At 66.7% G+C, this 11,785-nt stretch carries 7 protein-coding genes; 4 read left to right on the top strand and 3 right to left on the bottom strand.

Going from position 1 to position 11,785, the window contains the following annotated elements; all coding sequences use genetic code 11:
• Positions 1–68: 68 nt before the first annotated feature.
• Complete coding sequence (locus KY501_RS04630; RefSeq protein WP_224361291.1) at positions 69–1,832, bottom strand: ABC transporter ATP-binding protein; 1,764 nt, start codon at positions 1,830–1,832, stop codon at positions 69–71.
• 121 nt (positions 1,833–1,953) lie between these two features.
• Here KY501_RS04630 and KY501_RS04625 point away from each other — a divergent pair, with 121 nt between their 5' ends.
• Positions 1,954–2,802, top strand: a complete 849-nt coding sequence (locus tag KY501_RS04625; protein WP_224361290.1) for an aldo/keto reductase — start codon at positions 1,954–1,956, stop codon at positions 2,800–2,802.
• 42 nt (positions 2,803–2,844) lie between these two features.
• On the opposite strand, the gene KY501_RS04620 is transcribed toward KY501_RS04625, so the two are convergent.
• On the bottom strand, positions 2,845–3,711 hold the full coding sequence (locus KY501_RS04620) for an AAA family ATPase (RefSeq protein ID WP_224361289.1): 867 nt from the start codon (positions 3,709–3,711) through the stop codon (positions 2,845–2,847).
• A 436-nt stretch (positions 3,712–4,147) separates the two neighbouring features.
• Here KY501_RS04620 and KY501_RS04615 point away from each other — a divergent pair, with 436 nt between their 5' ends.
• The 3 genes from KY501_RS04615 (at position 4,148) to KY501_RS04605 (ending at position 10,614) form a co-directional block, all read left to right on the top strand.
• Complete coding sequence (locus KY501_RS04615) at positions 4,148–5,989, top strand: hypothetical protein (RefSeq protein ID WP_224361288.1); 1,842 nt, start codon at positions 4,148–4,150, stop codon at positions 5,987–5,989.
• 117 nt (positions 5,990–6,106) lie between these two features.
• The gene (locus KY501_RS04610; RefSeq protein ID WP_224361287.1) at positions 6,107–10,114 is read left to right on the top strand and encodes a TOMM system kinase/cyclase fusion protein; all 4,008 of its coding nucleotides are present in this window, start codon (positions 6,107–6,109) and stop codon (positions 10,112–10,114) included.
• Between the two features lie 179 nt (positions 10,115–10,293).
• On the top strand, positions 10,294–10,614 hold the full coding sequence (locus tag KY501_RS04605; protein ID WP_224361286.1) for a hypothetical protein: 321 nt from the start codon (positions 10,294–10,296) through the stop codon (positions 10,612–10,614).
• Positions 10,615–10,624: 10 nt separating this feature from the next.
• On the opposite strand, the gene KY501_RS04600 is transcribed toward KY501_RS04605, so the two are convergent.
• Entirely contained in the window at positions 10,625–11,785 is a 1,161-nt protein-coding gene (locus KY501_RS04600; RefSeq protein ID WP_224361285.1) for an amidohydrolase family protein, read from the bottom strand.

The raw sequence follows: 11,785 nt of genomic DNA, 5'->3' as shown, positions 1-11,785 counted from the left end.
TGCGCTAGTGCTTGATGTGTGTCTGGCTGCTGGGCGTGCAGGCGGGCGACTTTGAAACACGTGTTCTCTCAAGCCGCCACGAACTGTCGCTCCACGAGCCGGCGGTACAGGCCTTCCTGGCCCATCAGCGCGGAGTGACTGCCGCTCTGGACGATCTTCCCGCCCTCGAGCACCATCACCCGGTCCGCATCCATCACCGTGGAGAGCCGGTGGGCGATGATCAGCGTGGTGCGGCCCTTCATCAGTCGATCCAGCGCATCCTTCACCAAGTGCTCGCTCTCGGCGTCCAGCGCGCTGGTGGCCTCATCCAGGATGAGCAGGCGCGGATCCTTGAGCACCGCCCGTGCAATGGCCACGCGCTGCTTCTGACCTCCCGACAGTTGCACACCGCGCTCGCCCACCAGCGTCTTGTAGCCATCCGGGAAGCGAGAGATGAAGTCGTGCGCGTTGGCCGCTCGCGCCGCCGCCTCCACCTCCGCGTCGCTCGCACCCACCTTGCCGTAGCGGATGTTGTCCGCGATGGACGAGGAGAACAGCAGCGGCTCCTGCGCCACCACGCCGATCTGTTGCCGCAGCCACTCTGGATCCAGTGTCTTCAGGTCCATGCCATCCAGTAGGATGTGGCCACCCTCCGGGTCATAGAGCCGCCCCAGCATGGCCGCGATCGTCGACTTGCCCGCGCCGGAGGGACCCACGATGGCCACCACCTCGCCGGGTTCAATGTTGAGCTGGATGCCCTGGAGCACCGGAACGTCCGGCCGCGCGGGGTACGAGAAGCGCACCTCCTGCAACTCCACGCGCCCCTGGATGCTGGTCGGCCGCTCGCCGCCCGAGATGGGAATGGCGGGCTGGCGATCCAGCAGCTCGAACACGCGCTCGGCAGCGCCCGAGGCGCGCATGAAGTCCGCCCACAGCTCCGTCAGCGCGCCCAGCGCGAACGCCACGAACATCGAGTACACGAGGAAGGACGTCAGCCCGCCCACCGTGAGCTTGTTGTCCAGCACCAGCCGGCCGCCGTACCAGAGCACCGCCGTCGCCGCCGCGAAGCCACTGAACGACGCCACCGCCATGAAGGTGGAGGACTGGCGGATCCGGTTGCGCGCCAGCTCGAAGGCCTTCTCCACCGCGCTCTGGTAGCGCTGCACCTCATTTCGCTCCGCGGCAAAGGAGCGCACCGTCCTCACTCCGGACAGGCTCTCCTCGGCCACCTCGTTGGAGGTCGCCAGCGCGTCCTGTACCTCCTTGGCCAGCTTGCGCACCCGCCGCCCGTAGGTCACCGCGCCCACCGCCACTGCTGGCACCACCGCCAGCATCACCAGCGTGAGCCGGGGAGAGGTGTAGAAGAGCATCCCAATGCCGCCCAGCGCCTGCGCCCCGTTGCGCAGCACCATGGAGATGTTGGCGCTCACGGTGTTCTGCAGCACCGTGGTGTCCGAGGCGAGCCGGTTGGTGAGTTCTCCCGTCTTCCGCTCATCGAAGAAGGCCACCTCCTGGGACATGAGGCTGGCGAAGAGTTTCTGCCGCAGCCGCGTCACCACGCGCTCTCCCACCGTGGTGAAGAGGTAGAAGCGCAGCGCCACCGCCAGGGACTGCAGTGCCAGGATGAACGTCATCCCCAGCGCGGCCCGATCGATGAGAGCCTGATTCCTCTCGCCGAGCGCCTCGTCGATGATCATCCGCATGGCCTGCGGGTAGAGCAGGCTCATGCCGCTGCCGATGGCGAGGAAGAAGGTGCCGACCAGCAGGGTGCGCAGCTCCGGGCGAGCCAGGCTCAGCAACCGGCGCAGCGTCACCTTGGGCGGAATACGGGGGGACTTGGGGGCTTTTTCCACGCGGCCAGACTAACGCGGCTGTGTCGGGTGCGCAGCGGTTCAAACGGAGAGCCTGCTGCCGGACGAGCGGTGGGGTGCTAAGCCTGCGCCCCGTTTCGAGCACCCAGGAGGGCCGGCGTCCATGGAGGAGCACGTCTTCGGCAGCACCGCGGTGAATGTCCGCGTCATCGGGCAGGGCACCTGGCAGATGGAGAATGATGATCGAGCCGGTGCCGTCCGGGCCCTGCAGGTGGGACTCGAACTCGGTTTGACGCACTTGGACACAGCGGAGCTATACGGCCGCGGCCGCGTCGAGGAGTCCATCGTCGCCGAGGCCATCGCTGGGCGCAGGGATGAGGTGTTCCTCGTCTCCAAGGTGATGCCCTCTCACGGGACGTACGAAGGAACGCTCAAGGCTTGTGAGCGCAGCCTCCAACGTCTGAAGACCGACCGGCTGGACTGCTACCTGCTGCACTGGCCGGGCTCGCACCCGCTGGAGGACACCATCCGGGCCTTCGAGAAGCTGGTGAAGGACGGCAAGCTGCGCTCGTGGGGCGTGAGCAACTTCAGCGTTCCGGAACTAGAGGAGGCGGTGCAGATCGCCGGCCCCGGACGCATCGCCTGCAACCAGGTGCTCTACCACCTGGAGGAGCGCACCATCGAGCGCAACGTCCTGCCCTGGTGCGAGCGCGCCAACATCGCCGTGGTGGGCTACAGCCCCTTCGGCAACGGAGACTTCCCCGGCCCGCGGACGCAGGGAGGCCGCATCCTGGCCTCCATCGCCCAGGCCCACGGTGCGACTCCTCATCAGGTGGCGCTGCGGTTCCTCATTCGCCGGCCCTCGCTCTTCGCCATCCCCAAGGCGAGCCGCGAGGTGCACGCGCGAGACAACGCGGCGGCCCTCTCGCTCCACCTGTCCGCGGAGGAGCTGGCTCGCATCGACGGAGCCTTCCCCGTGGGGCCGGACACCGGTGAGCTGTCGATCATCTGAGCCGCGAAGGCTCGCCTCCAGGCACTTCGAGGCCGCCCGGACTCATGACGGCTCGGTGGGACGGCCGCGCCAGTCCTGCGAGTCATGGAGCGGGGCATTCACTCGCACCGATCCATCCTCGGTCGAGCGCGAGAGCAGCCGGACCTCCTCCGGCTGGATGTACTCGAGCAGCTCGTAGGAGTGCGTGGCGATGATGACCTGAACGGGCGACGCCTGCGGCGTACCGACAGTGAGCCGCCGCAGCAGTCCCGCCACTTCTCCCAGCATTCGCGGCGGCAGCCCCCGCTCGGGCTCATCAATGGTGAGCACATCCGGCATCGGCGTCTGGTGAGGCAGGACCAGGAACGCCAGCAGGATCAGCACGCTGTCGGCCACCTGCCACGGCGTGAACCAGAGGTTCGGCTGCCAGCGGTCCCGGAACCGGAGCTGCTGCGAGCGCGGCCCCGTCTGGTGCAGGCCCACGTCCCCGATGTGCGGCACCAGCCGGCACAGTTGCCCCACCACGAGCTCTCGCTGCGCGGGGTTGAGCGAGGAGAAGACGCTGGCCAGGTTGTCTCCGTTCGCGTTCAGCACGGAAGAGCGACCCAGGGCACTGTCGCTGCGCAGGGCACCCATCTCCAGCGTCAGCCCCTGCACCGCGTGGCCATGCGCGGACCACGAGTCCAACTCCACGAGCGGAAAGGCCAGCCGGACCTGGTTGCCGTCCGAGAACGTCCACTGCAGCGAGACGGGCTGCGTGTTGTCCATGCGCCAGTAATCCGAGTGCTCGCACGCCATCCGGTACTGCAAGCCCTCCAGCAGCGACGACTTCCCAGAGCCGCTCGGCCCCACCAGCACCGTCATGGGTGTCAGGCACACCTCCACCTCTCGCAGAGCGCGGAAGTTTTCGAAGCGAACCGAGCGAATCATGGACTCCCCTTCTGTGGATGTGGCTCGCACACTCTCGGTGGCTGGTTACAGCTGAGTGTTATAATTTATCCTTGGGTGAAATTTCCAGCAGCCGGACCGTAAGGGTAAGCCAGTGTCAGTGGGTGGGCAGAGACCCACACGCTCGGACCAAGAATCCGACACCTGACAGATGCGGCGGGAGCAAAGCGCTCGGTTCTCTGCCGAGCAATGTTCCCTAAAGGACGTCGTTAAGAGTTCCCAAGTCGTCATTCGGAATTTCCGCTCGGAGATCCCAGGCGACATGTTCACGACAAGACAGCCCTGGGGGGGCTTTGTGGATCACGATTCCCTGCTCACTCGCACCTTGGCGGGGGCGTCCCTCCGCTGAAGGTGCATGTGAACGTTTGTCCTCTTCAACTCAAGTCCGACGCCGCTCGTGCATTCACAGAGGTCCACCATGAGAAGAGTGCTGAACTGTGTGCTCGTCGTGGGAGTGCTCGTTTCCTGTGGTCCCCCCCCGTCTCCGGATGAGCTGACGGAGACCTCCGAGTCCCTGGGGGAGTCCATCGATTCGCCGCTCTGGCTCGGGGGGTTCAACAACCCGCTGTCGTGGCCTCAGTGGGGACATGACGCGCAGCACCGGGGGATGACGCCGGTGAAGGGCCAGGACCTGGACCGGGTGCTCGCCGACATCACCTACGATCCCTTCGTCGAGCAGGAGATGGCGGAGCAGAACGGCATCCTCCTGGCGCACTACCAGGTGCCGCTCGTGGACGGCCGGGACGTCTTCATGGAGTTCAAGACGGGGACATATGTCTCCTGCGATCCGCCGGGCTGGGAGAGCAACACCCACGCGCCGTGCGGCGTCAACACCTGGTACACGCAGATCTGGAACGAGCGGCGGCTCGAGTGGCGGAACGGGCAGCTCGTCACGCGGTGGAACTTCGCCTCGGATTGGAAGCCACCGCAGGTACCCGCGCTGAACATTCTCGGCCCGTCCGAGCCTGTCTTCCATTCCCTGCTGGCCAACGGCTCCGTCTACGTGCCGGGCGCGGGCGGGACGTTGTTCCGGGTGTCCCGGCTCAACGGGACGGTGCTGGCCCGCATCAACCCGTTCGGCACCCTGGATCCCCTCACCTATGAGGTGGGGCCGCCAGTGGCGGACCGGTTTGGCAACGTCTACTACCAGGCCATCCAGCTCGCGTCGGCGAATCAGTGGACTACGAACATCCAGGGAGCCTGGCTCATCAAGGTGAGGCCTGACAACACCTTCTCCAAGGTGAGCTTCACCACGCTGGCTGTAGGCGCACCGGCCGCGACAGCGTCCTGCAACCTGAATTTCTCGGAGGATCAGCTCCCCTGGCCGCCCAGCCCGACGGCCGTGCCGCCCTCGACGCAATGCGGCTCCCAGCGGCCTCCCATCAATGGCGCACCTGCGGTCGCGCCGGACGGGACCCTCTACGTGGTGAGCCGGGCGCACATGGCGGACCGGTACTCGTACCTGCTGGCGGTGAACCCCAACCTGACACCTCGCTGGGCCGCGTCCTTCCGCAACCGGCTGAACGATGGCTGCGGCACCTCGACGCTGCCGCCGACTGGCGCGCCGGGGGGGTGCCGGGCGGGCGCTGCCGTGGGCGTGGATCCGGCGACCAACGAGCCGCCGGCGGGCCGGGCTGTAGACCCGGGTACGAATTCACCCGTGGTGACCCCGGACGGCAGCATCCTCTTTGGCACCTATTCCGAGTACAACCGGCTGCGCGGCCACCTCTTCAAGTTCAGCGCGACCGGGCAATACCAGGGCTCGTATGATTTCGGCCTGGACATCACCCCCGCCATTTATGCCCACGGCGGCACGTACTCGATCATCATCAAGGACAACTACTACAGCCTGGGCACCTACTGCACCAACCCCACCTACTGCTCGCCCGATGGATGGTGGGAGGTGGGGCCGTATTACATCACCCAACTCTCGGCCAACCTGCTGCCCGAGTGGCGGTTCGCCAATACCAGCACCCAGGACTGTCAGCGCAACCCGGATGGGACGGTGACGTGCGTGCCGGATCCGAACCACCTGTTCGGCTTCGAGTGGTGTGTCAACGCGGCGGCCGTGGACCGCAATGGTGTCGTCTATGCCAACAACGAGGATGGGTATGTCTATGCCATCGGGCAGGGGGGCGTGGAGAGGAGCCGCCAGTTCCTGAACCAGAGCATCGGGGCCGCATATACACCCATCTCCCTGGGGCCTGACGGCAAGGTCTACGCCCAGAACGCGGGCCGCCTCTTCGTCGTGGGAGACTGACCCGGGCCCTACACCGCTGGTGAGACGTCTCAAAGGGTAACTCGACAGAGGGGCTTTGATCAGAGTTCAATACTGCTCATTGCGTTGCACGCTCTCTGTCCCCTGAAGGGTTGCACATTGGATTCCATCACCACGGGTACAGTGTTCCAGGATCGCTACGAGGTCCTCTCGAAGATCGGAGAGGGAGGTTTTGGACAGGTCTATCGAGCACGCCAGCGGACGACCCACCACGAGGTGGCCATCAAGGTCCTGCGGGCACTGCACACCACGAACGACACGCATATCGCGCGTTTCCAGCGCGAGATGCAGCTGTGCGCCCAGCTCTATCATCCGAACATCGTGCGGCTGGTCGACTCGGGACGGGTGGAGCCGGATCTGCTGTACACCGTCTTCGAGTACGTGCCGGGGAAGACCCTGACGGATGTGCTGGTGGCGGAAGGCGCGCTGCCACCCCCAGAGGCCGCGCAGTTGATGCTCCAGGTGCTCGACGCGCTGGCGTGCGCGCACAAGAAGGACGTCATCCACCGGGACCTCAAGCCCCAGAACATCATGGTCACCACCACGGGCGCGCGTCGCAACGCCATGGTGCTGGACTTCGGCCTGGGGACGTTGCCCTCCGAGCAGCAGGAAGAGCTGGCGAAGATCACCCGCACCCGCGAGGTGCTGGGCACGCCCACCTATGCCGCGCCGGAGCAGCTCCGGGGTGAGCCCGTATCGCCGAGCTCGGATCTCTACTCGTGGGGCCTCATCTTCCTGGAGTGTCTCACCGGGCGCCGGGCGGTGGACGGAGCCACCCTGCAGCAGGTCATCTACAAGCAGTTGGGGCCTGAGCCCGTCGTCATCCCCGATTGGCTCGAGCGCCACCGGCTGGGCCGGCTGCTGCGGAAGGTGACGAACAAGAACCCCGAGCAGCGAATCCTCAAGGCCGAGCTCGTCATGCGCGAGCTGGAGGCCTGCACCGCGGAGGGGTGGCCCGTTGACGAGGCCGGCCCGAGGGCTCCCACGCCCGCGCAGCTCGCGGTGCTCGACACGCTCCCCTCGACGAGGGAGGGCGAGCGCCGGCAGCTCACCGCGCTCTGTTGCAGCCTGCGCTTCTCCAACGGGGAGGGGCAGGCGCTGGACGAGGAGGATCTGGATCGCCTGCTGAGATCGCTCTACTCGAGCTGCGCCGAGACGGCGCGCCGCTACGACGCCCACGTGGGCAGCGTCCTGGGCGAGTGGATGCTGTTCTACTTCGGCTACCCCCGCGCGCAGGAAGATGACGCGCGGCGAGCGGCCCGAGCGGCGCTGGAGATGGCCGCCAGGATGGAGAAGCGCGGCGCGGAGCTGGCGCGCGAGCACAACGGCCGCCTGGACTTCCGGGTGGGCATCCACACGGGGTTGGTGATCAGCCAGGAGCCGCGGGCCGGAGGCTACGGTGGCCTGCCTTCGCTGATGGGCATCACGCCCAACCACGCGGTGCGGTTGGAGGCGAGGGCCGAGCCCGGCACCATCCTCATGAGCGAGGGGACCTCGAAGCTGCTCCGGAGCTACTTCGCGCTCGAGCCCGTGCGCACCGGAGCGAACGCCTCGGCCGAGCCGGTGTTCCGCCTGCTGCACGAGTACCGGGGCTCGCATGCGCTCACCTCCCAGGAGGGCCAGCTCTACGGCCGCGCGCAGGAGCTGGATTTTCTCGAGCAGCGCTGGATGCAGGCGGGAGCGGGCACGGGGCAGAGCCTCCTGCTCACCGGTGAGCCGGGTATCGGCAAGTCGCGCCTGGTGCAGGAGTTGATCCGCCATGCCCGGAGCAAGCCGCACACCTTTCTCGAGTGCCGCTGTGTGCCGGAGGGCCGCAACAGCGCCCTGTCTCCGATGGTGGACCTGTTGGAGCGGCTGCTGGGCCTCAGCCGCGAATGGACGCCGGTGCAGACCGTCTCCGCGCTGGAGGGGCTCCTCTCCCAGTACGGCTTCGTGCTCTCGGAGGTGATGCCGCTGTTCCTGGCGCTGCTCAACATCAAGGGAGGCGAGGACCGCTACCCGCCGCTGGGCGTCGCGCCGAACCGCGCCAAGGAGCTGACGCTCGACGCGCTGGTGAGCCTCTTCTTCGAGATGGCGCAGCAGCAACCGCTGCTGCTGCTCGTCGAGGATCTGCACTGGTCGGACCCGACGACGCTCGAACTGCTCGCGATGATCGTCAAGGACGTCTCCAGCGCGTCCATCTGTCTGGTGCTCACCGCGCGCCCCGAGTTCTCCGCGCCGTGGTCGACGGCCCACCACCTGCAACTGAGCCGCCTGGACCGCAAGCGCGTCGAGGAGATGGTCAACGGCCTCACGCAGGACAAACACCTGCCGCGCGAGGTGCTCGATCAGCTCGTGAATCGCACGGACGGAGTGCCGCTCTTCGTGGAGGAGCTGACCCGCGTCGTGGCCGAGTCCCTGCCCCAGCAGGGCGAGCACCCCTCGCTCTCGTGGACACCCACCCGCCTCGCCATTCCCACCACCCTGCGCGACTCGTTGATGGCGCGTCTGGACCGGCTCGGGACGGCCAAGGAGGTGGCGCAGTTGGCCTCGGCGCTGGGCCGCGAGTTCAGCTACGAGGTGCTCAAGGCCATCTCCGAGCGCGACGAAGCCGAACTGCAGCAGGAGCTCAAGGTGCTGGTGGACGCGGACCTCGTGCACCGCAGGCGTGGGGTGCGCAACCCCACCTACCTCTTCAAGCACGCGCTCATCCGCGACACGGCCTACGAGTCCATGCTCCGGCCTCTGCGCCGCCAGGTGCATGCCCGCATCGCGGCCACGCTCGAGGCGCACTTCCCGGAATTGGTCGAGACGCGCCCGGAACTGCTGGCCATGCATCACTCGGATGCGGGCCAGAAGCGCGAGGCCATCACCTACGCCCAGAAGGCCGGCATGTCCGCCCTGGTGCGCTCGGCCAACGCCGAGTGCGTGGCCTACATCACCGAGGCCCTCTCCTGGCTGGATTCGGTGGAGGACGAGCGCGAGCGCGCGCAGATCGAACTGGGCCTCAATGGCATCCTCACACCCGCCTCCATGGCCACCCGGGGGTGGGCGAACGAGCGCGTCAAATCCCTGATGGAGCGCTCCCAGCAGCTCATCGACTTCCTGGGAGACAGCCCCCAGACGGTGCCTACATTGTGGGGACTGTGGCTGTACCACTTCAGCGGCTGCCACCATGAACAGGCGTGGATCCAGGCCCGGCGCGTGATGGCCATGGCGGAGAAGTCCGCGGACACCAGCTTGAAGGTGATGGCGCTGTGCATGCTCGGCAACAGCGCCCTCACCGAGGACCGGCTGGATGAGACGCGGGACTACTTCGAACAGATGCTCGCCCTGTACGATCCGGCGCAGCACGCGAAGATGGCCTCGCTGCTGGGATTGGACTTCCGGGCCACGGCCTCGCAGTGCCTCTGTCTGGTGAAGTGGCTCCAGGGCTACGCCGGTCAGGCGCAGGCCATCATCGAGGCGGGCCACCGCTGGGCCGAGGAATCCAGGCACGCGGGGAGCCAGGGGCTCATGTACCTCTATCACCTGCCACTGCTCCAAGGGCGGGGCGACCGGGAGAAGACCCGGGTGATGGCGGAGACCGCGCTGGAGCTGGCGCGCCGGTTCGGTCTGGTGACCCAGACCATGTATTTCCAGATGTACCACGCCTGGGCGCTGCGGGATGTGGAGGCGCTGCGCACGGCGCTCGCCATTCCAGACAGCGTGGGCCAGGACCTTGGACGCAGCTACTACAGGGCCCTCCTGGTGGAACTGCTGTGGGAGCTGGGCCGGCACGAGGAGTCGCTCCAACTCGCGGAGGAGATGATCCGCTGGGGCCAGTCCACGGGTGAGACCTACTCGATTTCCCTGCTGCTCCGGTTCAAGGGGCTCAATCAGCAGGCACGGGGAGAGCGCGAGGCCGCCGAGGCCAGTCTGCGCGAGGCCATCGAGGTGGCGCGCCAGCAGGGGGCGAAGATGCTGGAGTTGAAGGCCTCCCTGTCCCTGTTCCAACTCCTCCAGGAGCGCGGGCAGGCTGCCGCAGTGCGTCCTCAACTCGCGGAGTTGGTGTCTTGGTTCACTGAAGGTCTGGATTTGCCAGACTTGATCCAGGCACGAGCCCTGCTCACCGCGCTCCCTGCATAGCGTGTACCGACGTCTCGGTTGAGTGGGGTTTGTCTCGACTCCCCCCGAGTAGAAAATGATTTCAAAATAAGTAATTGCCTATGCAATTAACTCCCTGCATAGGTAATTCAGGCAAAAGACTGGCGCTTTCACCGGTCGGGGCCGCACCGCAGCACGTCGTCAAAAAAAGGGAGGAAGCCGTGAACAACGCCGCTGAGATGGAGCAGTTCGGAGTCGTCTGGCCGCAGTGCGTAGCGCGTGCGTGGGAGGATGTGCAGTTCCGCGAGGCCCTGAAGCGTGACCCGGCAGGCACGCTGCTCAAGGACTACCAGTTCCCTGTTCCCCAGGAGGTTCAGCTCCAGGTGGTCGAGGCGGGAGAGGCCGTCGAGGCCCAGGGCGCCAACACCCTGCGCCTGGTCATCCCCCCCGTGCCCGACGTGGACATGAGGGAGATCGCGCTGGTGGGCCCCAAGGACGGCAAGAAGGAGGCCCGCTTCACCTTCACCGTTACGGCTTGTTGAGCAGGCTCGCTCAGGTGCCTACGCCGTAGAACCGGGCGGGGTTGTCCCAGAGCAGTTTGCGGACGACATCGTCAGACATCCCCGCCCTCAGCGCCATGGCATGTTCGACGATGTCGTCCCCGTGGTCGGCGTGAGGGTAGTCGGTGCCGAACATGAGGTTGTCGGCTCCCAGCAGCCGAACGACGTCCGCGGTGCCCGGCTCCTCCGGCTCGATGGTGACGAAGCACTGGCGGCGGAAGTACTCCGAGGGCTTGCGCCGGACGTTGTCCGCCACCTCGCCCGCCATGTAGTGGTAGGTCTCGTCCATGCGCCAGAGCCAGTAGGGCACCCAGCCGCAGCCGGCCTCGAGGAAGGCCACGCGCAGGTGGGGGTGCCGCTCCAGGACGCCTCCCTCAATCAGTGTCAGCAGGGCCAGCATCTGCTCGAGCGGGTGTGAGGAGGCATTGAGCGCGAAGCGGGTGCTGAAGCGTTCCGCCCCCGCCGTCGGCAGCCGCGCATGGGTTCCCTCGTGGATGGACACGGCGATCGAGTGGCGTTCGCAGGCGGACCAGAAGGGTTCGTAGTCCGGGTGCGAGAGCGTCCGACCTCCGACAGGGTTGGGAGGCACCACGACCACCTTCCATCCGAAGCTCGCCACGCGTTCCAGCTCCGCGACCAACCGCTTCGGATCATGCAGGCTCAGCGCACCGACGCCGCGCAGGCGCTCGGGATCCACGCGGCAGAAGTCTCGCAGCCAGTCATTGTAGGCGTGAGCGAAGGCCGCGGCGCGGGCGGGGTCCATGCCATCAATGCGCAGCAGGAACGAGGCGGACGTCGGATAGAAGAAGGCCATGTCCACGCCGGTGCGCTCCATGGAGCGCAGGTGGTGCTGGGGCGTAGAGCCTGCCGAGGAATCGGCGTGCCGCTGGGAGAGGGTCCATGCCACCTCGAGCATGGCGCGCTCCGAGTACCGGGCGAGGACGGGCTCTCCGTCGAGCATGAGTTGCGGCATGAGAGGGAGCATCCCCTTGGGGCCCAGGCGTGCCACGCGCTGCGCCATCGTCTCGTCCGGTGCGAGCGCTTCGTAATAGGGGGCTGCCGCCCGGTACTCCGGCGGCAGGTATTCCTTCCACATCTCGATGGGTTCGAGGACGTGGCGATCCGAGTCCAGGAGTCGAAGGCCGTCGCGCAT

Source organism: Hyalangium versicolor (genome assembly GCF_020103695.1).
Taxonomy (GTDB): domain Bacteria; phylum Myxococcota; class Myxococcia; order Myxococcales; family Myxococcaceae; genus Hyalangium; species Hyalangium versicolor.
The sequence above is the reverse complement of the archived record's forward strand: the minus strand, read 5'-3'. Positions and strand labels throughout refer to the sequence as shown.